Origin of the sequence: Gilvimarinus sp. DA14, from assembly GCF_024204685.1 — a bacterium.
Classification (GTDB): domain Bacteria; phylum Pseudomonadota; class Gammaproteobacteria; order Pseudomonadales; family Cellvibrionaceae; genus Gilvimarinus.
Genome location: NZ_CP100350.1, coordinates 3482865 through 3507984 on the forward strand (window position 1 = coordinate 3482865; position 25120 = coordinate 3507984).

General features: G+C 49.1%; 23 protein-coding genes. 20 read left to right on the forward strand and 3 right to left on the reverse strand.

Annotated elements, in window-relative coordinates; translation table 11 throughout:
- Positions 1 to 85: 85 nt before the first annotated feature.
- Positions 86 to 1138, forward strand: a complete 1053-nt coding sequence (locus NHM04_RS15320; RefSeq protein ID WP_254264625.1) for an aminoglycoside phosphotransferase family protein — start codon at positions 86 to 88, stop codon at positions 1136 to 1138.
- Positions 1135 to 1809: an N-acetylmuramate alpha-1-phosphate uridylyltransferase MurU gene (murU, locus tag NHM04_RS15325; protein ID WP_254264626.1), complete on the forward strand. Its 675-nt coding sequence runs from the start codon at positions 1135 to 1137 to the stop codon at positions 1807 to 1809. Before NHM04_RS15320 ends, murU begins: the two co-directional genes overlap by 4 nt.
- A 13-nt stretch (positions 1810 to 1822) precedes the next feature.
- Here the strand turns inward: murU and NHM04_RS15330 are convergent, their stop codons facing one another.
- On the reverse strand, positions 1823 to 2959 hold the full coding sequence (locus tag NHM04_RS15330) for an acyltransferase (RefSeq protein ID WP_254264627.1): 1137 nt from the start codon (positions 2957 to 2959) through the stop codon (positions 1823 to 1825).
- Between the two features lie 118 nt (positions 2960 to 3077).
- Here NHM04_RS15330 and rpe point away from each other — a divergent pair, with 118 nt between their 5' ends.
- Together rpe and NHM04_RS15340 are read left to right on the forward strand one after the other, a co-directional pair.
- The gene (gene rpe, locus NHM04_RS15335) at positions 3078 to 3752 is read left to right on the forward strand and encodes a ribulose-phosphate 3-epimerase (RefSeq protein ID WP_254264628.1); all 675 of its coding nucleotides are present in this window, start codon (positions 3078 to 3080) and stop codon (positions 3750 to 3752) included.
- A 389-nt stretch (positions 3753 to 4141) separates the two neighbouring features.
- Positions 4142 to 5743 carry a hypothetical protein gene (locus NHM04_RS15340; protein ID WP_254264629.1) on the forward strand — a complete coding sequence of 534 codons (1602 nt, stop codon included), beginning with the start codon at positions 4142 to 4144 and terminating at the stop codon, positions 5741 to 5743.
- A 453-nt stretch (positions 5744 to 6196) separates the two neighbouring features.
- On the opposite strand, the gene NHM04_RS15345 is transcribed toward NHM04_RS15340, so the two are convergent.
- Positions 6197 to 6334, reverse strand: coding sequence for a hypothetical protein (locus NHM04_RS15345; protein WP_254264630.1), 138 nt, complete (start codon positions 6332 to 6334; stop codon positions 6197 to 6199).
- A gap of 691 nt (positions 6335 to 7025) precedes the next feature.
- On the opposite strand from NHM04_RS15345, the gene NHM04_RS15350 reads away from it, so the two are divergent.
- From NHM04_RS15350 to NHM04_RS15425, 16 genes are all read left to right on the forward strand, one after another.
- Positions 7026 to 7955, forward strand: a complete 930-nt coding sequence (locus NHM04_RS15350) for a peptidylprolyl isomerase (protein WP_254264631.1) — start codon at positions 7026 to 7028, stop codon at positions 7953 to 7955.
- 58 nt (positions 7956 to 8013) lie between these two features.
- Positions 8014 to 9729 (forward strand): GspE/PulE family protein, encoded by a 1716-nt coding sequence (locus tag NHM04_RS15355; RefSeq protein WP_254264632.1) that lies wholly within the window; start codon positions 8014 to 8016, stop codon positions 9727 to 9729.
- Positions 9730 to 9883: 154 nt separating this feature from the next.
- Positions 9884 to 11086: a type II secretion system F family protein gene (locus NHM04_RS15360; protein WP_254264633.1), complete on the forward strand. Its 1203-nt coding sequence runs from the start codon at positions 9884 to 9886 to the stop codon at positions 11084 to 11086.
- A 30-nt stretch (positions 11087 to 11116) separates the two neighbouring features.
- Positions 11117 to 11539 (forward strand): type II secretion system major pseudopilin GspG, encoded by a 423-nt coding sequence (gspG, locus tag NHM04_RS15365; RefSeq protein WP_254264634.1) that lies wholly within the window; start codon positions 11117 to 11119, stop codon positions 11537 to 11539.
- A gap of 11 nt (positions 11540 to 11550) precedes the next feature.
- A complete protein-coding gene (locus NHM04_RS15370; RefSeq protein WP_254264635.1) occupies positions 11551 to 12027 on the forward strand; it encodes a GspH/FimT family pseudopilin in 477 nt (158 codons plus the stop codon).
- On the forward strand, positions 12024 to 12416 hold the full coding sequence (locus NHM04_RS15375; protein WP_254264636.1) for a prepilin-type N-terminal cleavage/methylation domain-containing protein: 393 nt from the start codon (positions 12024 to 12026) through the stop codon (positions 12414 to 12416). Before NHM04_RS15370 ends, NHM04_RS15375 begins: the two co-directional genes overlap by 4 nt.
- Positions 12413 to 13006 (forward strand): prepilin-type N-terminal cleavage/methylation domain-containing protein, encoded by a 594-nt coding sequence (locus tag NHM04_RS15380; protein WP_254264637.1) that lies wholly within the window; start codon positions 12413 to 12415, stop codon positions 13004 to 13006. The genes NHM04_RS15375 and NHM04_RS15380 overlap by 4 nt, the downstream gene beginning before the upstream one ends.
- A 96-nt stretch (positions 13007 to 13102) precedes the next feature.
- A complete protein-coding gene (locus NHM04_RS15385) occupies positions 13103 to 13909 on the forward strand; it encodes a hypothetical protein (protein ID WP_254264638.1) in 807 nt (268 codons plus the stop codon).
- A gap of 3 nt (positions 13910 to 13912) precedes the next feature.
- Positions 13913 to 14920, forward strand: a complete 1008-nt coding sequence (locus NHM04_RS15390) for a PilN domain-containing protein (protein WP_254264639.1) — start codon at positions 13913 to 13915, stop codon at positions 14918 to 14920.
- Positions 14920 to 15504 (forward strand): type II secretion system protein GspM, encoded by a 585-nt coding sequence (gspM, locus tag NHM04_RS15395; RefSeq protein ID WP_254264640.1) that lies wholly within the window; start codon positions 14920 to 14922, stop codon positions 15502 to 15504. The genes NHM04_RS15390 and gspM overlap by 1 nt, the downstream gene beginning before the upstream one ends.
- Entirely contained in the window at positions 15482 to 16078 is a 597-nt protein-coding gene (locus NHM04_RS15400; RefSeq protein ID WP_254264641.1) for a hypothetical protein, read from the forward strand. Before gspM ends, NHM04_RS15400 begins: the two co-directional genes overlap by 23 nt.
- The gene (gspD, locus tag NHM04_RS15405) at positions 16075 to 18243 is read left to right on the forward strand and encodes a type II secretion system secretin GspD (RefSeq protein ID WP_254264642.1); all 2169 of its coding nucleotides are present in this window, start codon (positions 16075 to 16077) and stop codon (positions 18241 to 18243) included. The genes NHM04_RS15400 and gspD overlap by 4 nt, the downstream gene beginning before the upstream one ends.
- A gap of 68 nt (positions 18244 to 18311) precedes the next feature.
- A complete protein-coding gene (locus NHM04_RS15410; RefSeq protein ID WP_254264643.1) occupies positions 18312 to 18713 on the forward strand; it encodes a hypothetical protein in 402 nt (133 codons plus the stop codon).
- A 158-nt stretch (positions 18714 to 18871) separates the two neighbouring features.
- Positions 18872 to 19783: a glycosyltransferase family 2 protein gene (locus NHM04_RS15415; protein ID WP_254266654.1), complete on the forward strand. Its 912-nt coding sequence runs from the start codon at positions 18872 to 18874 to the stop codon at positions 19781 to 19783.
- 508 nt (positions 19784 to 20291) lie between these two features.
- Positions 20292 to 23633 (forward strand): glycosyltransferase, encoded by a 3342-nt coding sequence (locus tag NHM04_RS15420; RefSeq protein WP_254264644.1) that lies wholly within the window; start codon positions 20292 to 20294, stop codon positions 23631 to 23633.
- A gap of 61 nt (positions 23634 to 23694) precedes the next feature.
- Positions 23695 to 24423, forward strand: a complete 729-nt coding sequence (locus NHM04_RS15425; RefSeq protein WP_254264645.1) for a glycosyltransferase family 2 protein — start codon at positions 23695 to 23697, stop codon at positions 24421 to 24423.
- On the opposite strand, the gene NHM04_RS15430 is transcribed toward NHM04_RS15425, so the two are convergent.
- A complete protein-coding gene (locus NHM04_RS15430) occupies positions 24374 to 25120 on the reverse strand; it encodes a glycosyltransferase (protein ID WP_254264646.1) in 747 nt (248 codons plus the stop codon). The genes NHM04_RS15425 and NHM04_RS15430 overlap by 50 nt on opposite strands.

Consider the following 25120-nt stretch of genomic DNA (forward strand, 5'->3'; position numbering starts at 1 on the left):
ACTAATTTGTTGTTGCGGCTTGTGTTGATGGGGGTAAATAAGCTAAAACAAGCCGAGTTATAAATAGGTGGCAGGTGTAAATAAAGTGCATTCAGAGGCAGATAAGCGTCTGCTGCAGCTCCATAATTGGGTTGATAAGCAGTTGGGGCTAGCGACAACTTTAGCTTCCATGCAGGGTGATGCTGGCGGGAGACGTTACTTTTATATAGAGGAAAAACCCGGCTGGTTGGCGGTGGATGCTCCGCCTGCCACTGAAAAGGTGCGTCAGTTTCTTTATTTATCCGACATTCTGCGCAAGCAGGGTGTACCTGTCCCGTCCATAGTGGCGTCTGAGCCCGAAATGGGCTTTTTACTGATTGAAAATCTTGGCGAAGGCCTGTTTTGCCGACTTGTGAGTGCCGAAACTGCGCCAGTGCTGTACGGTGAAGCGCTTCTGACGCAGCTGGCCATGGCGCAAACCCCCTTGGAGGGGGTGTCAATCCCCGTTTTCGATCGCGAATTTATTGTCCGAGAGCTGAACATCTTCCGCGACTGGTTTGTACAAGAAATGCTCGGTCTTTCTCTGGGGGCTGAAGAGAACGCTTTGCTTGACTCGCTCTTCGAGTTACTGGCCGATAAAGCTTTGCAGCAACCGCAGGTGTTTATGCACCGGGATTATCACGCCAGAAACATTCTATTGGTAGATGGTAAATCAGTAGTGATTGACTACCAGGATGCGGTTGTCGGGCCGCTCACTTACGATTTGGTTTCCCTGTTAAAGGATGCCTATTTGAGACTTCCGCCAGCCGATGTAAAACGTTGGGCTCTGGTTTACGGCGACATGGCCCGCGAGGCTGGCCTTTTAGGGGATGTCTCGGCTGAGTCGTTTATCTCGAGCTTTGATTTTATGGGGCTGCAGCGCCATTTGAAAATACTGGGGATTTTTGCACGCTTGCATTTGCGGGATCAAAAGTCGGCTTACCTCGCCGATCTGCCAAGAGTACTAGGTTATGTGCTAGAGGTAAGTGCATGTTACCAAGAGCTAAGCGAGTTTCACCACTGGCTGAACGAGCGTGTAATGCCTGTATGCCGGTTGCGTGAGTGGTATAGCGAACAGCGCTTGAGCGATACTGCCTACCCGTTGGTGGAGAGCGCATGAAGGCAATGATTCTGGCCGCTGGTCTAGGCAAACGTATGCGCCCACTGACGGACCACCTGCCCAAACCGCTCATCGAAGTGCGTGGCAAGCCTTTGATCGAATGGCATCTAGAGCGCATCGCTCGCGCGGGTATCACCGAGGTGGTCATTAATATCTCTTACCTCGGGCAGATGATTCGTGAATATATTGGTGATGGCAGCCGCTGGGGGCTCAAGGTTGCTTATTCGGAAGAGCCGGAGCCGCTTGAGACTGGGGGCGCAGTTCTTCATGCGGCCGACTTGCTCGGAAGCGAGGCATTTGTCCTGATTAATGCCGATATCTTCACAGACTACGACTTGGGTCCCCTCATTGAGAGAGGGCTGCAGAACGGAGAGAAGGGTAATTTGGTGCTGGTGCCCAACCCCGGCTTTAAGTTTCGGGGGGATTTTGATGTTCAAGAGGGGAAGTTGTTGTTGTTGGAAGATGGTAGTCATGGCTATACCTTCGCAGGTATCAGTTTGTTGTCTCCCGAGCTGGTGTTGAGTTACCCGAATTCAACACCGGTCTTTGGGTTGGCTGAAGTTTTTCGCCGCCTGGTCGGTAAGCGGTCCCTAGGCGCTGAATTGTACCTAGGGCAATGGAGCGATGTGGGGACGGCGGAGCGCTTAGCGGCTGTTGATGCTTCATTGTGATCAAAGTGTAGCATTATTGGGTTGCATTTTTGTTGGCGTAAAAAACTCGTTGTTTGGACCATCCCATAATAGGTCTTTCGATCAAATAAAAGCTGGCAGCAGCGCAAGGGATGGTAAGTGCAGTGCAAACCAATAGTGCATATAAGCTGCCGGCTGGCGAGCTCCAATCTAACATGTCGGATTGTGACACCAGCTTTTGTATGGGAAAGTGCCAAAGGTAAAGGCCAAAGCTAATTTCTCCCAGCCAAACCAAGGGGCGGCTACTTAGCGGCCTCCAGCGGTTGTCAGAGGTGGGCATGGTTTGGCTAATCAAAATCAAAGCTAGCATAAACGCGGCAAGACTGTTCCATAGCATTAATAGAAAACTGCCTTGCCAGTAGGTGTCTAGGTTGATCAAAAGTAGCTGCATCAAGGCAAGTAAACCTATGGTTCCGGCTGCGAGCAGAAGCCTGCGGTTTGTTTGTGTGTTGTTGATTCTCAGAAAGGAGGCTGCGAAGCCTGCGGCAAATGAGGATAAACTGCCAGGAAGCATGTCGAGCCACGGTAAAAGAGGTACATAGTTTGTGCTAGGGTTGCTTGCAATGATCCAGGCTCGCCATATTATCGAGCCGGTGACGCAGGCTAAGTAAACGGTCAGCCATCCCAGCTTTCTTTGGCTCACAATTAACATTGGGAGAGCCACGTAAAACGTGAGTTCAATCGGCAGTGTCCACCATACTCCGTTTAAGGGTTTTGTCATCCACGGGGGCATGTTGACCCATAAAATGGCATTACGGAAGAGTTCCGCTGTGCTCGGGTGGTAGCTAATGGTTGTGAATGTTTGGCTTGCTAACAGTAAGATGATGCCTTGAAACCACACCGCCGGGTAAATGCGTAAGAAACGACGCGTCCAAAATCTTTGTAAGGTCTGCCTATTTAAGGATTTGTCTTTCAGTTGTCCGCCCAAGAGATAGCCTGACAGCACGAAAAACAATGGCACTCCCAGCCAGCCAAAGTGGATCGGGGTGAAGACAGACCAAGTGGCGGAGCCTATAGTGAATCCCGGGGTTGCTTTATTTAATGCGGGGAATAATGAGTTCCAATGGAACAAGATGACGCCGATTGCGGCAAGTGCGCGCAAGCCGTGCAGCGACGGGGTGAACGAGGACATGAAGGTAGAACTCCAGTATATTCTTAGAGGGTTGCTATCCCTTGATGGTATTATAAAGCAAGTTGATGTCTTCGTGGCATCTGCTCTACTGCTCACTTGGTATTAAATGTGGTGATAAATGCAAGCACGGTCAAATGATTTAATTATTGCTCCTTCTATTTTGAGCGCAGACTTTGCTCGGTTGGGCGAAGAGTGTGACGCGGTGTTGTCTGCTGGGGCCGATATGATCCATTTCGATGTTATGGATAATCATTATGTGCCCAATTTAACCATGGGGCCGATGGTGTGCCGATCACTAAGGGAATATGGTATTAAAGCGCCTATAGATGTGCACTTAATGGTGGAGCCTGTAGATGCTCTGATTGAGCAATTCGCGGCCGCTGGAGCTTCTTATATAAGTATCCACCCCGAGGCGACACGCCACTTGGATCGCTCTTTGTCTTTAATTCGGGATTTGGGGTGTAAGGCTGGGCTTGTGCTAAACCCTGGTACTTCGTTAGATGTTGTGGCGCAGGTTTTAAGTCGGCTGGATATGTTGCTTCTGATGTCAGTTAATCCGGGGTTTGGTGGGCAGTCGTTTATTTCTTATGTGCTCGAGAAACTTAGGGGCGCGAGAGAGATGATCGACGAATCTGGTTTGCCGGTCAGGCTGGAGGTGGATGGTGGGGTTAAAGTTCACAATATGCCAGATGTCGCTGCTGCGGGTGCAGATACTTTTGTGGTGGGTTCGGAGATATTCGGGGCCCCGTGTTATAAGGACGTTATAGCGCGTTTGAAGGCGGCGGCTGGCTAATTAAATGCCACTTTAAGGAGTGGGGCTAAGTGCTTGCTGTGCTTTGCTTAAATTGCTTTATTTTTTTTGGGCTGGGGCCTTCCCAGTGATGAAAACAGCAGGTAAACTGCTGGCGTCTGGTAAAAGTTAGGTCTCGTGGCCACTGGTTACTTGGCAGTTACGGCATGTGACGCTGGTCTAAGTTTGAGTAAGGCGCCATATGAATTGGCTTTTGCCTCGTAAAACGCACTTTTAGGCTATTGTTATGGCTTGTGGGGTGTGGTAATTTAGAACGCGATTGGGTGTTCGACGAGCATCTGGCCGGTCATGTGCTGGTGGTAAATCGAGTTTGTAGGGCTTTGCCCGCTAACAGAAAACAATACGATACTTTGTAAATCTAGGAGCTAGAAATGAAGAAAAAACTTCTACCTTTGGCAATGCTGGCGGGACTGGCTGGTGCAGCGGGTACCGCACAGGCAGCTTATCTGAACTCAGATGGCCTGGGTCAAGTGTTGATTTTCCCTTACTATACTGTGAATGGCGAAAACTTCACCAACATTAACCTTGTTAACACCACTGGCGACGCGAAGGCTGTTAAAGTTCGCTTCCTGGAAGGTGAGAACAGTCAAGAGGTTCTTGACTTTAACTTGTACCTGTCTCCTTACGATCACTGGTCTGGTGCAGTTGCTTTGTCTGAAAACGCAGATGATGGCAGCTTGCCTTGGAGCACTGGTGATGGCGAAATGCCAGCTAAAATCATCACCCAAGATACTTCCTGTACTGCGCCTGAAATCAGTGAAGATGGCGAAGACTTCCGTAACTTTGCTTACGCGGTAGATAACTCTGGTGCTCAGCCGGTACTGTCTGACGACACCAACAAGAGCTTGTCTCGTACCCGTGAAGGTTATGTAGAAGTAATTGAAATGGGTGTTTTGAGCGATGTTGCTGACTCTGATCCGGCTGATGATACTGATGATTCGTTTGCAGTAGCTACTGCGGTAACTCACGTTGATGGTGTGCCTGCCAACTGTGATCTGGTTCGCAATGCTTGGAATGGCGGTGTATGGGAAAATGATCCTTCTTTAGGTGTTGATGCGCCTGCTGGCGGCTTGTATGGTTACGCCTCTATTATTGATGTGGCGGAAGGTACTAACGCTTCTTATGACGCGGTTGCCATCGATGACTTTATTGACACTCAGTTGAACCAGGCAACTGGTAGCTTGCTGCCTTCTTTGGCGCAGGCTCTGCCAATCTCTGATGTGTTCTACTACGACGAAACGGCTATGGCTGGCTCAGTTGCAACCAACAACTTTACCGCCGGTACTGCTGACACTGTTAGCTCGCTGTTTATGCGTGACACCCTGTCGAACGACTATGTTCTGGATGAAGTTCTGAACGCTGAAACCGACTGGGTAATTACCATGCCCACCAAGCGTTTCTACGTAAACGGTAACACTGTTACTAACGATAACGGTACTCCAGGTGACACTTCGGACGATTTCGATGAGCCAGTTGCGCTGCAGCCATTTAACGCTCCTTGGGATGGTTCTGTTGCCTGTGAGCACATCGATATCGAGTACTGGGATCGGGAAGAAGCATACCCTGTTGCGCCGGTAATTCCTGGTGAGATCGACTTCTCGCCTCTGCCTCCGCAAATTACCGAAACTCCGGATGGCTTCCAGTTCTGTACTGAAGTTAGCATCATGACTTTCAATGGTGGTAGTGTTCTGGATTCCTCTGAGAACCTGACTTATGGTTTGAACTTGGAAGAAGGTTACGAGCATGGTTGGGCGCAGATTGATCTGTCTAACCCATACTTCCCGGGTGAGTCTGGTACAGATCGTGAAGCTCGCGAGATTGCGGGCGATGCAACTACCTTCACTGGTCTGCCAGTAGTTGGCTTTGCTGTTCAGAAGTTTGAGAACGGTACTCTGGAAGGTGGTGTATTGTCTAACTACGCAGGCGTGGTTAAGCACAAGTACACTCGCATGATCACCACTTCAGCGCCTTAAGGTTCTGAAAGGGTGAAAACGCGGCCTTAGGGCCGCGTTTTTTTTGCGTGGAAGAAAAGTGCGTTAGACTTGTTGTAAATTGTACAAGAATTTGACAACCGGTTCTAAATTCTGCCTAATAGGCGTAGGGCATTTGCAGGAGCGCGAATATAATAAAATGGTTGAGTTAAGCTTGAGCTTAAAGTTGGCTTGAAGTGTGCTCTTGAATTATCGAAGTCAAATTTATGACAAAGCTATGCCTCTTTAGAAGGCAGGTACGTTCCTTATGAGGGTGATTATGAAAAAATTATTTGTGGCAGCCTGTGTCAGTGCTGCGTGTACAGCTGGCTTCGCAACGGCAGCATCCCTTACAATTGATGGACAAAATATTAATGTTGATTCGTTAACTATTAACTCCGTCGGCCAAACTTTGAGTGTAGTGGTCACCACTGCTAATGGTGGCTCTAATAGTTCTCAGTCTTCATCGAGCAGTGTGGCGAGCTCCAGCTCTTCCAGCTCTTCCAGCTCTTCCAGCTCTTCCAGTTCTTCCAGCTCAAGTAGCGATTCCAATAGTGCTTGTGGTGCCTGGCCTAGCGGTGTTGACCGTGACAATTCCTACGCTTATGGGACCTCGTTAGGTCAAGAGCGCATACAGATAAAAGACGGTATAACGTCTATGCCTTTTAAAACTTCGGGAAGTACTACTGAAGCGAATAAGGTGGATTTTGCTGCGACAATTGGTGTGACCAATATTAAGATGGAAGCTTGGGTAACGGAGTGTCCTGGTCAACCGGTAACGCAAAAAGTGTCTTTTTGTCACGGCGTAGGTTCTGAGGTGACTGGTATCAATATGTCTCAAGGCTCGCGTCGTGGTTACTGCAAGCTCCAGCCAAATACCCAATATTACCTGAACTTGCGGAGTAACGGCTGTACTAGCTACTCTGGCTGTCCGGTATATCGGTCATTGACCAAAGCATTCGACTAATTATTGTTTGATGTGAATAAAGGCGGGAGTCCTATGGGCCCCGCCTTTATTATTTGTGGTTTAGGTTTTTGGGGCGCCCCAAATATCCACTTCAGCCGAACCTTCCGGTTGATGTGCTGTCTGTTTGGCCGTACATCGACTTCTATTCTATGGCTTCAAATTGCTGGCTGTAGATGCTTCTGGGTCGTGATCAATAGTTATAGCGTGTTACTATTCTCTGCCTTATTTTTAAGGGAGTCTCAAGGCAGTATCGTCACGAGGGATAAATTCTCAGCTTGTCTTGTCTCAGTTAAGTTTGTTGGATGAAGGTTTGAAAATATGCGAGTGATACCAATAATTGCCAGTTCTGCTTTTATGAGTTTTTTGCTTGGTAGTAGTATTGCTGTGGCTGATGAAGTCAAGCCAGATGATGTTTTGCTTACAGCTGGTGACGTGACTATTACTGTGGGAGATATGCGCCACTATGTTCAAGAGCGTATTGACCATGGTTTGCCCGCTGAACGCTTTGCTGAGCCTGGTGTGGTGCCGCAGCTAATGGAAAATCTGATGTCTATTCGGACGTTGGCAAATATGGCAAGATCGAACGGTATAAGCGTCGATGAGCGAATGCAGTGGGCGTTGGATGTTGAACGTGATCGGCAGCTTTATAATCGGTATGTTCACGATACGGTTGAGGATAAACTGGCCAGCACAAATTGGAATGCTTTGGCCAAAGAAGAATACTTGGCAAATAAGTCCAATTACCAGCATCCGGCGCAGGTCAGTGTGTCGCATATTCTTGTTGCGGTCTCCAAGGAGCGTAACGAAGAGCAGGCATTGGAACGCATTAATGAAGTGGCCAAGTTGCTGGAAGAAGGGAAACCTTTTGAGTCATTAGTTCAGCAGTATTCAGACGATAATGGTTCTTTGAAACAAGATGGCGCTCTTGGCTATTTCGCCCCTGGACGTATGGTTAGGCCTTTTTCTGACGCTGCGTTTGCCATGGACGAGGTTGGTGACCTTAGTGAACCCGTCAAAACTCGTTTTGGATATCATATTATTCGTCTTGACGGACAGCGTCCTGCGGGCACTCTGCCTTTCGATGAAGTTAAGGATGAAATCATAAAAAAACTACAAAAAAATATGGAATCAGATCTGAGGACTCAGCTGACGCTTGAGGCGCGCTCGCCCAAAGAATTCGATTTGAATGAAGAAAATCTTAAAGCGCTTGAGTTGGAATATGTAAAGCCTAAACTACCGATGCCCTAGCTGGTACTGTGGCTTTTCGTGCTTAATGAATTTTGAATAACAGGTGTGCAGACGAGCTATGAGGTTAGGCGAGTGGTTGGTTGAAAGAAATAAGCTTTCCGCGCGGGATGTTGAGCGTGCACTTCTGGCTCAATCGGAAATGGGAGGCTATCTAGGTCAGGTATTGGTTAAGCTTGGGCTAGTAGCGGAGCAAGATGTAGCTCATGCGCTGGTCGATCTGCTGGGGGTGCGTTTGCTCGCAGAAGTAGATTATCCGGCAGAGCCAGTAGAGATCGCTCAATTGTCCGAGAGTTTCTTGCTTAGTAATGGTGTTGTACCGGTAGCAGCTCCCTCTGACACGTCTAATGCTTGGCAATTTGTGTCTGTGATACCGCAGGACGAGTATATCTTGAAAGCTCTCAAGATGGCTCTGGGCGAGCAGGTAGATGTGCATTTGGGGTTAGAGGCGGATGTGGCCAACGCCTTGAAACTCCGTCAGGATTCAGGTGAGGATGAAGACGAAGATGATGCTGGCTCTTCGCTAGGTGGCGTGGATGACGATGAATTTGTCGAGCACCTGAAAGATTTGGCCAGTGAGGCTCCGGTCATTCGATTGGTGAATCAAATTATCCACCGGGCGTTAGACTTGGGCGCCTCAGATATACATGTTGAGCCGTTTGATGGCGCATTACACTTGCGCTATCGAGTAGACGGTGTGATTCAGAGTATGCCTGATGCACCTTCACTTGATCTTGCCCCAGCCATAGCGTCGCGGATTAAGCTGCTGGCGCATATGAATATCGCCGAACGGCGCTTGCCGCAGGATGGCCGTATTATGACCCGTGTCAAAGGCCACGAGCTTGATTTACGGGTGTCTACGATTCCAACAGTGCACGGTGAAAGCATTGTGATGCGGGTTCTTGATCGTGAGAGTATCCAGTTAAGTCTTGAGAGTATGGGATTTTCTGCGCGAACTCTGGAAAGTTATCGTCACTTGCTCGCCAAGCCTCATGGTGTTTTGCTTGTTACAGGGCCTACTGGCTCGGGTAAGACCACTACATTGTATGCGTCGCTTGCAACCCTCGATGCTAGTGAGTTAAAAATCATAACTGTCGAAGACCCGGTTGAATATCAGTTAGATGGTGTAAATCAGATCCAGGTTCAATCACAAATCGAGCTTACTTTCGCGCGTTCTTTGCGTGCCATCTTGCGACAAGATCCTGACATAATAATGATAGGTGAAATGCGTGATGGCGAAACGGCTCAAATTGCTGTGCAATCGGCGTTAACCGGTCACTTAGTGTTGTCAACTCTCCATACAAATACTGCTGCTGGCGCGATTACCCGGTTAGAAGATATGGGCATCGAGCGCTACCTTATTACTTCATCAGTTAACGGCGTATTGGCGCAACGCTTGGTCCGGACCTTGTGTAAAAGTTGCCGTGTAGCAAAGCCCGTTGACGCCTCGGAAGCGAAACGGCTTGGCTTGGATCGTTTTTTAGTTGAGGGCGAGTCGCAAATTTATGTGCCGCAAGGGTGTTCTGAATGCAAACAGTCTGGATATCGTGGGCGCACTGCTATTCACGAGCTATTTGTTATGGATAGCGCGATGCACAGAGCGATTCAGGCTGGCTATGATGCCACCTTATTACACGAGGAGGCGCGTAAGGGCGGGATGTTAACACTCTTTGAGGATGGGTTGCGTAAAGTTGCGGCCGGTGAAACATCGCTGGAAGAAGTTTTGCGTGTCACCCAAGATCAAAATGAAAGCGTAGACGTAGACATCGCATCCTAGCTAACGCCTATTAATAGGATTTTAAAAGAAGGTTTACTGACATTGGAATGCTGTAGGTTTTGTTAACTCTTTGGTCGCGGAGTTGTTCATATGCTTGATCAACAAGCAATCTTACGTGTCTGTTTATTTAATAGTATCTGGTGCCGCTTAAAATATGCCGAGTTTTCATTATAAGGCAGCGAGAGCTGATGGAAGTGTAGTTAGCGGAACGCTAGAGTCGATTTCCAGTGATACGGCCAATCGAGACTTGCGCAACCAAGGGCTTGTTGTGCTGTCCATAAAGGCTGATATAGGTGATCGTTCCGATATAAGTGGCAAGGTAAAGTTCGGGCCCAATCAGGTGTTGTCCTTTACCAGTGAGTTGGCGGTTTTGCTGCGTGCAGGATTACCGATAGATCGCGCCCTTAAGGTACTTATTGATATGAGTGCAACGCCTGGGCTTCGGGGTGTCATTGAGGGGCTGCTTAAAACGGTCAAAGGAGGTAAGGGGCTAAGTCAAGCGTTGCAGGATCAGCCGGATTACTTTGATGATTTTTATGTCAACATGGTTCGCTCGGGTGAAGCGAGTGGTAATTTAGCGGGTGTTTTGGCTCGTCTAGCGGCCCAGCTAGAGAGATCCAAACAGGTTCGCTCTAGTGTTATTTCAGCGCTTATTTACCCGGCAATATTGGCTGTGATCGCTGTGATTTCAGTTCTGGTGATGCTTGGGTTTGTTGTGCCCCAGTTTGAGGCGTTGTTTGAAGATATGGGGGAGGCGTTGCCGTTGTTGACGCAATGGGTCATCGCCGGTGGTGAGGCTATAAAGAATTATGGCTGGCTACTTGTTTTACTTGTGGCAGGCTTTATTTGGGCGCTTCGTCGCTGGTTACGTCAACCTCGGGGTAAGCAGTGGCTGGATAAAACAGTGCTGAAGCTGCCTATTCTAGGTGCTGTTACTTTTAAATATGAAATAGCCCGTTTTTCTCGAACAATGGGTACCTTACAAGCCAGTGGCGTGTCGGTTCTGAAGTCTTTAAATATTGCTGTATCCACTGTGGGCAATGGTGTTGTCAGGGGAGCGCTGGAATCACTCTCTCCAGAGGTTAAGCGCGGTGGGCGGATGTCACATGCGCTGGCGGAAGCAAAGATGTTTTCCCCTATGATGATTCAAATGGTAAGAGTAGGTGAGGAATCTGGCCGTCTGGATGAGATGCTGCTGGAGCTTGCGCGAGTCTATGATGACGAGGTATCTAATGGTGTTAAGCGAAGCCTTACCTTGCTGGAGCCGATTTTAATATTGGGCATGGGGGGGATGATTGGATTTATCATTGTGGCTATTTTAATGGGCATACTATCGGTTAACGATTTGGCAGCGTAAAAGAACTTTTAGGTGATATAGGTGTTGGGTATGAATAATAGAAATCAGCGCGGTTTTACTTTGGTAGAGCTGTTGGTGGTCTTGGCTATCATCGGCTTATTGGCTGGCCTTGTTGGTCCTAGGGTTTTAAACCAGCTGGGCGGAGCAAAATCCAAAACGGCAAAGGTGCAGATTCGGGATTTTGAGTCCGCTCTAGAAATTTACAGTTTGGACACTGGGCATTTCCCTACATCCGAGCAGGGACTGGAGGCGCTAGTGACTAACCCGGGAAATGTTACTGGCTGGAATGGCCCTTATTTAAAGCGTAATGATTTGCCTCAAGATCCTTGGAATAATAACTACCATTATCGCTTTCCCGGGGAAAAAGCTGAATTTGATATCTATTCATTTGGTGCTGATGGGAAAGCTGGAGGGGAAGGCGATAATAAGGATATAGGCAACTGGCAGTTGTAATTAAGCTCGCTATGAACGCTCGTGCTGCTAATCCAGGTATCACTTCTGGTTTTACGCTGCTGGAACTAATGGTTGCGTTGGCTATTGCGGCCGTATTGATGGCGGCGGCTGTTCCGGCTGCTAATAAGATGTATGCAAGTATGCAGTATCGCGGTGCGGTGGCCGAGGTTAAGTCTATGCTAGAGGCCGGGCGTTACCAAGCCAGTACTACCGGTGACACGACAGTGATGCTTATTAAGCCTAAAGAGCGCAAGTTAACTGTGGGAAGTCGCTCTGAGGTATTACCCAATAGTATTACCATTGATGTGATATCCGCTGCAGAGTTGCGTCCCGATTCTGACACAGCAGCTATTCAGTTTTACCCGGATGGAAGTTCCTCTGGCGGGACTATTACCCTGACTCGCAATACAGGCCAAGCTGTAACCTTGAGTATCGGTTGGCTCTTGGGCGAGGTGGAACAAATATCAGCAATTAAGTCTGACAGATGATGCATAGCTTAAAGAGAGGCTGTCAGTCAGGGTTTTCGTTACTCGAAATGATGGTGGCGGTCTCCATTTTAGGGATTTCCCTTGGCTTGCTCTATCAGGCAGCCGGTGGCGCCGCCCGCACAGTCAATATAAGTGAGGAATATGCTTACGCTGTAATGGTTGCGCAAACTGTGCTTGCCGATCATAGCACCATGATGCCAGAAGGGGAGAGTGACAGTGGCGTTACGGAAGATGGCTTTCGCTGGCAGATTAGCAGTAATCCGGTGGTCATTAGTGCGGAAGAGGAGCCACGTTTACATAACGTTAGGGTGACTGTGACCTGGGGCTTGGGGCGTACTCCAAGACAATACAGCTTAGACTCTATTGTCCCTGTGGTCGTGCCTGAATGAAGCGCCAAAGGTCAAAAGGTTTCACTCTCGTCGAGGTGGTGGTGGCGATCACGGTCTTGTCACTGATTGTGCTGGCAACTGTAACTGCTATGCAAACTTTGGGCGTGAGTCGTCAGCGTGTGCAACAGCACGCTGACACTGTGGCCGAGATGCGTGCAGTTACCCAATTTATCCGGCGTACGCTGGAACAGGCAAAACCAGTATATGTGTACGAATCGGGCCGCCCTTTGGGGCAATATTTTTATGGTAGCAACAGTCAGTTGCTGTTTGCAGCCCCGTTGCCCATTCCTGGGCGAAATGGTGGAATAACATCCTTGCGCCTGCACGTGGATGATAGTCGTCAATTGTTGGTGCAGTTATTGGATCAGCCTACAACTGATTTGCAAGCCGTCGATGAAGGAGAGGCGTATTTACTGGCCTCCGGTATCACGGCTTTCGAAGTTAGTTATCGTGAAAACCGAGCGGCGCCTTGGCAGGAATCCTGGGGAATCGGCGGGCAGATTCCCAGCCCTCCAGGTCACGTCCGTATTAGAATACGCCAGGGGGAACGTTTTTGGCCCACTATCATTGTCGCTGTGGCTCAGCTTTAACGTGATGCTGTGATGAAATCGATCAGTGAGAGCAACTTGGGTCAATTGATTCAGCGGCACCGCTGCCCTCCGAAGTTTAGGCAGCTGCAGGGTGGAATGGCTTTAGCTATTCTGCTGTGGTTTATTGCCGCCCTGACGATCCTAGTTAGCGGGGTTGCGGTGGTAGCGAAGGTCGAAAGTCGTACCGCTAAAGCGCAAATGGCCATGGCCAGAGTCGCGGCGGCAGGGGATGGGGCTGCATTGCTCTATATGGAGACAAGAGCCGCGCTTAAGGCCAGTATCGAAGATGAGGATGCCAGGCCTCTGCAAGGCGTGTTTCAAGTTGGGGCAATGCAGGTGCACGTGCGAGCTGTGCCAGTTTCGGGTTTGATCAATCTGCTTAAAGCGCCAGAGGATGTCTTGCTGCAGCTCTTTCGTTATGGGGCTGGTGTGCCCGACGGGCGCGCTCAACGATTGACTGCATCTGTGGTAGAGTGGCGCCGGCGTAAGCTTGAAAAACGCCAGATGTTGCATGCCTCCGACACTTTTTCCCGGGTGCAGGTGCTTGAAGATGTCATGTCTGCAGAAGGAGTGACACGGGATGTATTCGAACGGATCCGTTACTTGAGTTACGCCTCGATGGCGGGTAGCTCTGAGGTTAATCTAGCGGCCGCGCCTGTGGAAGTTCTAAGAGTTTTGGCTGGTGGCAATTCAGCCTTATATCAAGAGTTTTTAGCGGCTCAGCGCCAACAACGGGGCGCTGGTGGCGGTGGGCAGATGCGTATAGATACACGTGCCATCAGCGGTTCTCGGGCTTATCAGCGTTCGGTATGGATCAAGCCTAGTGCGATTCTGGGGGGCGGCTGGAACATATACCGGAAGTTTTCTGTGCATGGTGTGCCCAGTGTTGAGTTTGATGAGTAATTTATGAGTGAACAAACGAGTCAATGGGTTCTGTTTGGTTATGATTTGCGAGGCCTCTGGCAATCATTTCGCGGGGCGTGGCGGGAAGTGTTCTGGGCCCAAGGCGCGCCCTTGCGAGAATTGATTGATGAGCCGGTAGCATTAAAATCGCCAGACGGTACCACAGAGCTTAAGGGGCGCGGTAGCGGTAATATTGCTGCTACCGCAATATTACTTCCTGATAGCATGGTGTTGAGCAAAAGCTTAATCGTGCCCAGAATGGCCGGGATAGCCCCCTCATCTGTAGTTGCGAATGAAGTTGTAGCGGCTAGCCCTTTTGGTGCTGATGACACTGCTTTTGGTTGGCGCGTGCTCGACAGTGATGCCTCAAAATCAGTTATAGGTGTCGCCATTGTTAGTAAGTCAGCCGTCATGAATCATGTACACCAATCCCGCCCAGAGGCTGCGGTAAACTCTATTGAAGTTTGGTCGGTGGTGGGAGACCAGTACATTGTATTGTCGGGGTTCGGCGAGCACGAGCGAAATAGCCGCTATCGTCGTCGATTGCAGAAAGTGGCAGTATTAGTTTCGCTTGCAAGCTTGTCGGTGCTTCTATCGGTAGCAGTGCCTGTGACTTATAAATACTACGATCTCGCGTCGACTCAGGCCGCTTATTACGATATTCAGCAGCAAGCTAAAGAAATTGTTGAGCTTCGAACTAGTCTAGCCAATGTGAACCGATATATAGATGAGCTAAACAGTACACAGGAGAATGTGTCGAACCCAATGTTTGTACTGAACTTGTTGAGTGAAAGGTTGCCGGATGACGCGTGGCTGACGAGTTTTGAACAGGAGGGGGATTCGGTAACTATTGATGGTATTGCGGATAATGGTGCAACGTTAATGCAGGAGATCTCGCAGTACCCAAGTGTACAGAATGTGCGTGCAGTGAGTGGTATTCGCAAAGTTGGTAATAACGATGAAAAAGAGCGCTATAGCTTTGCCTTCACGGTTGCGGAAGGAACACCTTAATGTTGAACAAAGCGATTTGGCGTAAACCTGAATATGTGGTTGTCGGATGTACCTTCGGCTTTCTTCTTCTTGTTGCGTTGTATGTGATTTTAGCGTTGCTTTTCAAATGGTATCAATACAGCGCCAGCGTAGCTGATATTGAGCCGAAATATGCAAGATTGGCTGGACTTGTTCAGTCTGAAGCTCAGTTGCGGGAGTTGGAGCAAGAAGGGCGTGAGTCCTTAGAGTCGCTAGTTTACGCGGCTTCTGAAAATACTAATACGGTGGCGACCAAGTTGCAGCAGCAGGCGAGAAATATTTTTTCGGTGGCAGGGCTGGAAGTCAGCGCTAGCCAGATTTCTCGCGCGAAACAAAGGGATGGGTTTATTCATATTAATATCGCTTTGAATGCCGATGGAACTTTGGATTCACTTGCTAAGGCATTTGAAGAAATTAAGCAGGCCCGACCTAAAATTTTTGTGAGCAAAGTGATTGTGCAGCCAAAGCGTCGGCGGAGTACAAACGAGCCACAACTAATCGAAGTGCGTGCGCAGCTGAGAAGTTTGCAAGCGGGGGGGCAAGGTGCCGAACAACAATCTTACTAGGCTAATTGCCGCGGAAACACCTTTTTTAAATCGTTTAATATTGCTCGTAATGGTGCTTGTTTCTGTGTTTTTCGGGTTGGTGGTAATTGCGGTCATTGTCTACGGAGCAAAGAGCTTGCCTTCACCTATTGTTCCTGCCGCAGGAGTGTTGACAGTTTCTAGCTACAACGCGGGCGAAGGCGATTCAAATTACAGTGCTCTTTTAGAACGGCCAGTGTTTTGGCGTGAACGTACACCCTACACGCCTCCGCCGGAGAAGCCAAAAAAAGAAGTTGTTGTGGCAGCTCCAAAACAAAATACCAATATTGAAGATATGCAGCTCATAGGTGTATTTGCTGCCGGCTCTGAATCTAGCGTCACCTTGCGCTACAAAGGTGATACTCATCACCTGCGGGTGGACGATGATTTAGCTGGCTGGACACTTTTGAGTGTGATGGCGAAAGGTGCTCTTTTTGGGCAGACCGACACTTTAGACGGTGACCTTGTGACTGCTCAAATTGAACTGGATCATGGGCCCTCGCTGCCAACCCAATGGCAGGGCGGTCACCCTTTTGAAGGGCAGAAACAAAATTGAATTTGCGCGAAGAGAACTTCATGACGACACGATACATAATCAAGCCACTGAACCTGGTATTGCTAACCTTGGCACTCTCTGGGTGTGCGACCGATGGTCTTTTTCCGCAAGACAGCTCTCCCGCTGTAGGGCTGACAGAAGAACCACCGTTAGATGTTAGCTCAGGAAACGAAGAGCTCGATGCCGGGCATTCTGAACCGAATGCGCAAAACGAGCCGGAGCAACTACCTGCGCAGCTATATCCAGCGACTAGAAGCATGGTTAATATGCCGGCCGCTAGTCGTCCAGTAGCGTTGCAAGGGGAGGATGTAACACTTAATTTTCAGAAAACCCCTTTGATCGACGTAGTAAACGGCATAATGGGCGATATATTGGGGCTTGATTATATTGTCGAAGGAAATCTCAACGGGCAGGTTTCTCTACGCACCCGCTCGGCCATTCCGGTGGATCAGCTGCTGGTCATTCTGGAGTCTATGCTGGAAATTAACGGTGCCTCTATAATTAAAACTAATAACGGGCGCTATATTGTCAGCTCAAACCCAAACCTTCAGCAATTGGCTCCTCGTTACTCTAACCCCGAGTCGTCAGGGGCTGGTTTTAGCAATGTCATTGTGCCGCTTGAGTACATTGGCGCAGCGCAAATGGCTGAGATTTTAAAGCCTGTCGCTCCAGAAAGTGCTTTTGTTCGTGTTGATTCCCTGAGAAACCTACTGATTTTGGGCGGCACCAGAACACAGATTGACGGCTGGATGGAAATTGTACGGACGTTTGATGTCGATTTTTTATCTGGGATGGCCGTTGGTATATTTCCCATCGAGTTTTCTACAGCTGAAGAGGTGGCAAACGCCTTAACTACCGTGTTGTCTTCGGGGCCGGGCGGCGAGGGAAACGAGCTTGAAGGGTTGGTGCGCATTGTTCCGCTCGATAGTTTAGGCAGCATCTTGGTGGTAACGCCTAAAAACAGTTATTTAGAGAAAATCAAAACGTGGGTCGCACGGCTCGATAAGGCTCCGGACGCTTCTACCGAACCGCAGCTATATGTTTATGACGTGGAAAATGGTAATGCCGTTCACCTGGCACAGCTCTTGAGTAGTGTGTTCGGAGGCGGTGGCGGCGGAGTCAGCAGTGTCAACGATGGTGTGGCCCCCGGTCTAACCGCGACATCGACTTCAGGTGGCACCCAGGGTGGAGCCAGTCGCAATCGCGGTTCGAATCGAGGTTCAGGAGGTTCCAGCGCCAGCTTTTCGTTTGGTGATTCGGCTAAGATTATTGCAGATGACATCAACAACTCTTTGTTAATTTATGCAACAAGTTCGGATTACCGAAAAATTGAACCGGCGTTGAAGCGGTTAGATGTTGTGCCGTTACAAGTGCTCATAGAGGCCAGCATTCTCGAAGTAACCCTAAGAGACGACCTCCGTTATGGCCTTGAGTGGTACTTTGATAACAGCCTTCGAAATGGCTGGAGCGGCAATGGGATGCTAGATACTGGTACGGGTGGTATTGGTCCTCAACTGGGATTCTCATATACGTTCAATAACCCATTGGGTGACTTACGTGCGGTTATAAACACCCTGGCTGAAAAAGAGTTGGTAAATGTGATTTCCACGCCTTCTATCATGGTGTTGGATAATCATTCCGCTGCGATTCACGTGGGGGATCAGCAGCCGGTGCGATCTTCGTCGACTGTGACCGACGGTGGTACGGTCACTAACTCCATTAATTATCGCGACACAGGGGTAAAGCTAGAGGTGGTGCCCTCCGTTAACTCAGGCGGTTTGGTTTCTATGTCATTAATGCAGTCGGTTACTGATGTTGGCTCTGTAGATGAAGCCACCGGGCAGACACGCTTTTACGAGCGCAATATCAATAGTGAAGTGGCTGTGCGATCGGGCGAATCTGTCGTATTAGGTGGCTTGATTAAAGACAATAAGACGACCGGAAAGGCTGGCGTGCCCTTTTTTCAGGATCTACCTATTATCGGCAGTTTATTTGGGACAACAACAATTTCTGAAGACCGGACCGAACTGTTAGTGATCATTACGCCACACGTCATTCAAAATGATCAGCAGCTTCGCGATGTTACCAGCGAGATGCGTAGGCGTATGAATGCGCTGGAAATTTTTAACGGTATGCATGGTTCGGGTGTTGAGGCCGACGATTGATAAGTGTCGGAGCCGCCTAGATAAGGCATTGCAAATCGAAATTTTTAAGTAATTTATGAGGAGTCAGAATGCTGCGCAGATATATATGTCTGTCTTTTACAATGGTGTCATTGTTTGTCGGGGTAACTGGCTGTGCTTTGCTCGAGCCCAAGTCAGATGAAGAGGTTGTGGCACAGCGCGCACAAGAGTGGTCTAACGCTTTGTTAGAACAAGATTATTCTTCGGCATATGCCTACACTTCTCCTGGCTTTAAAAGTAGGGAAAGTGCACGTAAGTATACGAAGAGATATGCTGGTTCCGGTATTTGGATTAATACCAATGTAGAAAAGGTTGCATGTGAGGTCGACACTTGCGAAGTTGTGGTGAAGGTTCGCTATAAAATCCAGAAGCAAAACCTCACGGCTAGCACGCTGTTAACTGAGAAGTGGGTTAAGGTCGATGGAGACTGGTGGTTGTATCACAGTGACTAACAATGCTAATTGTGGTGCTTGCGGTCTCTCGCATGGTATGCCTTACGATGAACTTTTTTTGAGTGTCACGCCCTGCTCATTTTACGTGGCGGAAAGTCCATGGTGTATATAGGCTGATAGAGGTTTAGTCACCTTATGTTAGGTAAAAATGTTTGAGCGTGAATGATATTTTAAGCTCAGTCGCTTCGCCTTCCTGTGCTGATGTGATTGTGCCAATGTATAAAGGCTGCGACTCCACGGTCAAGTGCGTTCAATCTGTACTGGCCACTTTGCCTGTCGATTCACAACTGATTTTAGTTAATGATGCATCACCTGAACTTGGTCTGACCGAGCATATAGAGCGATGGAGGTTAGATAAGCGAATTACTTTAATTGAGAATCAGCAGAATCTGGGTTTTGTAGCTAGTGTGAATCGTGGCATGAGTACAACAAATAATGATGTTGTGCTGTTAAATAGCGATACGGAAGTCTCTGCAGATTGGTTGAGTCGGTTGCAGCGCGCGGCATATCAAGAGACGGAAGTTGCGACTGTTACTCCCTTTTCCAATAATGCAACCGTTTGTTCCTATCCTTCGCTGAGTGGAGATGGTGTCATGTTAAAGGGCATGGGCGTGAATGAGCTTCATTCTGTTTGTGCGCTCGTGAATAGTGGCGTGACAGCAGAGTTGCCCACAGCGGTTGGTTTTTGCATGTACATTCGCCGCGATTGCCTGAACGAAGTGGGTGATTTTGATGAAGAGGCGTTTGGTAAGGGCTATGGTGAGGAAAACGATTTTTGCCTAAGGGCCAGCCAGAAGGGATGGAAACATTTATTGGCTGCAGATTGTTTTGTCTATCACGACGGTGGCGTCAGCTTTAGTGAGCAGAAGCAGGGCTTGGTCGCCAATGCTGAAAAAGTGATTGCTGAGCGCTATCCTAGCTATTTTAGCGATGTTAAAAAGTTTATTCAGCGAGACCCTATTCGTCCATTTCGCGATAGAATAGATGCCGAAATTTTTCGCCGTGGCGGTGGGGCAGCGACAGCGCTTTGGGCGTTGCGAGCCCAAGAATACCGTTCGCGCAGCAACTAATTGGCTATCAATGGACGCTACGACAGATATACCCGCTCAAGCTGCACAGGCTCTGGATTTAATACTCCGTTCTGACACTCCTACGATATTATTCGTTACACACGGTTGGGGCGGTGGAGTAGAGCAACACATCCAACAGTTGATAGACCTGTCTGGTCTTAACGTGGTCGTTCTTCACGGTGGAGAAGGTGGCCGGGTAGATGTTGCTTTATTCCCCCTAAATGCCGCTACCACTCAAATTCACACAGCCGGTTTCGGTGCTAAAACATTGGATGCTTGGCATTTGTGGCTGACGGCTTTACCTGTTAGCAGAGTGCACTTGCATCACTTACATGGTTGGCCTATTGAAATTCTTACTTTAATCCAGCGGCTTCAGTGCCCGTTGGATATAACCGCTCACGATGCCTATTTAACCTCACGATTTTATCACCAGCTTGAAAGCGGGCCTTGTTGCAATGAGCCTGGCTGGCCACATCAGGATAGTGAAAGGCAGGAGGTTTTAAAGCCCTTGATTAATTCCGCCGAGCGGGTGATCTTACCCTCGGCTTTTCTCAAGTCCGCACTGAAAGAGGCGTACCCTCAGGCCAATACTGTTGTTCAGGCCCACCCAGAGCGGGTCGAGTGCGCTCCGCAAGCGTACAAGGTTGTGGTCTTAGGAGCTCTGTCGGCAGAAAAGGGGTTGGCGCTTGTAGAGCAACTGGCTCTATTGGCCGACCAGCAGGCGTCCGGATTACACGTAGTTTTACTGGGCTACCCTACTGAGCCCACTCAGGCTCCGATCACAATACGTGGCAATTATCAGCCGGAACATTTATCTGAACTGTTGGCGTTGGAAAAAGCCGATGCGATTTTGTTTCCCGCCCAAGTCCCAGAAACTTATAGTTTTACCCTAAGTCAGGCAATGGCCTCGGGCCTTCCTATTATCAGTTCGGATATTGGAGCTCTAGGCGAGCGCCTCCGCGGCTATCCGGCTCATCACCTGCTGGAGCCGACGGCTCCGGTGGTTGAATGGCTGGCAGAGCTTAAGCAAGCGGTGAACTATAAGAGGAAAGAATACAAGACTTTTATCAATACGCTCGATAGCTACGGTCAGTGGTATGTAAAACCTATCAAGCGGGATAGAGTCGAGCCTTTAGCTGATGTGTTAGCGCTGATTGAACTGCTGCAAACTTTCCCTGCTCCGGTCCCCGTGCCAGGCAAACCCATTAAGTCGCTATTGCACTACGGTCTGCAAACGCGTCATTTTGGTGTTCTTCATGAAGTCGCACGACGGTTGCAGGTTGTGCCCGACACCGAAGAGGAAGTGGCCGGGATGCAGCAGTATCGCGAAGCATTGCAGCAGCGTGAAACTATAAGATTAGAATTAGACCGTGCCTGTGAAAAATTAGATCTAACCAAGGCCGAGTTTCGCTCATATGTTTTGGAGGCAGAAGACGATTACCGTCAGTTGACCCGACGTTACGAAGTCGATATGGCGGCAGCGGATGAATCTCTTGAGCTATATCGGGAAAATTTAGAGCAAGCTAAGGACAGTATCGAGCGCTTCCAGGAGCAGGGGCAACAGGCGCAAGGATATATCGATCATTTAGAGTCAGAGCTAAATAAGGCACGTGATCAAGTTCAGCAGGCAATTGATGAGCGAGATGCACTACTAAACAGTTTTTCCTGGAAGCTTACACGACCTTTGCGTGTTTTAAAGCGTGGCATTAAAAAGGCCTTGCTCGTACTAAAGGTGGTGTTGCGACATTTGCTTCGCCCGGCGTCTTATCAACGATTATTCTCAATGCTGCGTCGGCGTCAATGGCGTGAAGTTGCAGGCATACTTGGGTATCAAGCCAATGCGCAAGTAACTCAGCAACAGTTGGTGGGGCAGCTAAGCCACGAGGTTCAGGCGCGGGTGCAAACGGTGCAGAAGGCGCTGCAGCCGTTAGACGAGTTGACGCCTTTGAAATTGGCGACCTCGGATCAGCCTGAGGTCTCGATTGTTATCCCCGTGTATGGACAGCATCAGACGACTTATCAGTGCTTAAAAAGCATTGCCGAGAACCCTCCAGCGCAGGCCTTTGAAGTGGTTCTCGCGGACGATTGCTCTCCCGAGCCTGCCGCAGAGGCGTTGGCTGTGGTAGAGGGTATTCGTATTGTACGCGCCGAGCAAAATCAGGGGTTTGTGGGCAACAGCAATATGGGCGCCCAAGCTGCACGCGGCGAGTATGTAGTGTTGTTGAATAACGATACCCTTTTGACACCAGGTGCTTTGGATGCGTTGGTAAGCACCTTCGATCAGCATAAACAAGTAGGTATGGTTGGGGCAAAACTGCTGAACGCTGATGGCAGCGTGCAAGAGGCCGGTGGCATTATCTGGCGTGATGGGAGTGGTTGGAACTGGGGGCGTAATCAGCGCGCCGACGATCCGCGATTTAACTATGTGCGCGATGTGGATTATTGCTCGGGGGCGGTATTGGCGCTTAAGCGAGATTTATTTATCCAGTTGGGCGGTTTCGACGAATATTACAAGCCAGCTTATTATGAAGATACAGATTTAGCTTTCCGGATTCGCGAGTTGGGTTTGCGGGTGCTCTACCAGCCGGCTGCTGAAGTGTTTCACATCGAGGGGGTTAGCCACGGCACGGATGAAACCAGTGGTGTTAAAGCCTATCAGGTGAAGAACGCTAAAAAATTTCATCAGCGCTGGCAGCGTGTGCTTGAATCTCATAACGATAACGCAATAGATCCAGAAAAGGAAAGTCTCAGGTACACGAGCGGCAATGTACTTGTCATTGAGGCCTGCATGATCACCCCTGATCAGGATTCGGGCTCTGTACGAATGCTCAATTTATTGCAGATACTTAAGAGTGAGGGGTATCACGTCACTTTTATTGCGGACAATTTGGAGTTTCGGGATAAAGTGGTACGTCAATTAAACGCCATGGGTGTCGAGGTGCTCTACGGCGCTTGGGCAGGTTCTGTTCGACGAGTGTTGCGTAAACTGGGGCCTTCGTTGGATGCGATTTTTGTCAGTCGACACTATATCGCTTCTCAGTATATTTCACTTGCACGCGCTGTAGCGCCGCAGGCGAAATTCATCTTTGATACGGTTGATCTGCACTTTGTGCGTGAAGAGCGAGAAGCTGAGCTTAGTGGCGATCAGACTCTTTTGCAGCAGTCGCGCGATACCAAGCGTAAAGAGCTTGGACTGATCAAGGATAGCGATATTACTCTGGTTGTATCCGAGTTTGAAAAGAAATTGCTCGCGGATATCGTACCGCAAGCCCGGGTCGAGATTGTTTCAAATATTCACTCCCACACTCCAGAACGTCCTGGTTATAGCGAACGTGAAGGAATTATTTTTGTCGGCGGCTTTAGGCATCCACCCAATATAGATGCTGTAGAGTGGTATTCCGAGAGAGTGCTGCCTCATGTAAAGCGCCTTCTTCCAGGGGTTAAAACCACGATTATTGGCAGTCAAATGCCTGACTCTATTAAAGCTCTTGCCAGCGATGAGAGTTTGCGGGTTTTAGGGTTCGTGGAGGATATTGAGCCCGAGCTAACATCAGCCCGTGTTTCGATTGCTCCACTTCGTTACGGTGCCGGGGTAAAAGGTAAAGTCAACGAAGCTATGAACTACGCTATTCCAGTGGTGGCTACCGCCTGTGCAGTGGAGGGTATGCACGCCGAAGATGGAATTGATTGTCTTATTGCGGATGATGCGGAAGAGTTTGCCGAGAAAATTGCGCGCGTGTATAACGATGCCGACTTGTGGGCGAAAATTTCTGCTGGTGGCGTTAAAAACCTGGAGTCACACTTTTCTCCGGATGCGGCAAAGCCGGCAGTGCAGCGAATCTTTGCCTAGTCGAGTTTGGTGCGGCGCTTTAGCAGTGGAGTGATGGGCGATGCCCTGCATTAGCATTGTAATGCCAGCTTACAATTGTGAGTCGACCCTGATCGAAGCGGTTGAATCTGTGCAAAGGCAGAGCTTGCAAGATTGGGAGCTGCTAATCGTTGATGACGCTTCAGAAGACTCTACCTTAGCGCTGGCTCGTGGTCTGGCTGCCGCCGATAAACGCATAATAGTAAGTTCTAGACCGCACAATAGTGGCGGCGCGGTAGCCCCGCGAAATGAGGCAGTAGCTGCAGCGAGCGGCGACTATATCGCGTTCTTGGATGCTGATGATAAATGGTGCGAGGATAAGCTCGAATCGCAGCTTTTTTATATGCAGCGGGCGGGATTGGATCTGTCCGGAACCTGGGTAACTGTGTGCGATGACCAAGGCGCAGTCACAGGCAGGCGCTGTCCAGAGGAGCTGGTGACCTTTGAATCTATGCTAAAAAATAACGCGCTAGCCTGCTCTAGTGTTATGTGTAAATCTTATTGGTTAAAAAAGCATCCCTTTCCAAGCGTCGGCCATGAAGATTATGCTTTGTGGTTGATTCTGTTACAAGAACAGGTCCGCGCAGGAATTCTGCAGCGCTCACTCACTTTTTATCGCAAACATAAGCGGTCTTTATCTGCGAATAAGTTTAAGGTGGTGCCATATTTTTGGCATATTTACCGCCGCCTGCTTAAGTTTTCTTGGTTCCAGTCCGCGGTTTTTACTTGCCGCTATATGGCTTTAGCCGCCTTACGCGATTTAAAGCGATAACTTCGCTCGCGATCATTTTGCATCTGGATTTTATGATAATTGGCCAAGGCCTGCGGGTGGGGCTTGAAAGATTATTGCCATGTTCTCTTTTGATGAGTACGCACTCTTCTATATGCCCCATGGTGTTGCGGGTATTAGCAATCATTGCGATCCAAAGGTCGTGGGACTCTACCCATTTAGGGATCGGCAGAATCAGTGTCTTTAGGGAGCGGTTAAACCCCATGGCGCAGCCATAATATGCTCTACGGCCTAGTAAGATGCCGCCTAAATTTGTCCAGCGGTGATTGCTTTGGTTGGCTTTTAAAGAGTGTTGGTGCCTGGGCAAGGTTTTGCCGCTCGCGGCTATCGCTGTAAAGTTTCCCGCTATGGCTTCGTATTTTTCAGTCTGTAGGGAGCGGTACATGAGCTTGAGCCTGCCGCTAGGCCATATATCGTCCTGATCCGCTAGAAAAATATGCTCGCCGCGTGTCTCGGATATGGCTCTGGCAAAGCTTTGTACATGCCCCAGGCGCGTTTCGTTTTGCAGTACTCGAATTCGGGCGTCGGCGAACCCGAGGACGATATCGACCGTCGAGTCCTCTGAGCAGTCATCCACAATGATAAGTTCATCTTGCAGCTGCAGCTGAGACAAAATGGAATCAATTTGCTCGTGAATGTACTTGTCACCATTGTGGCTGGCCAGGCAAACACTGATCAT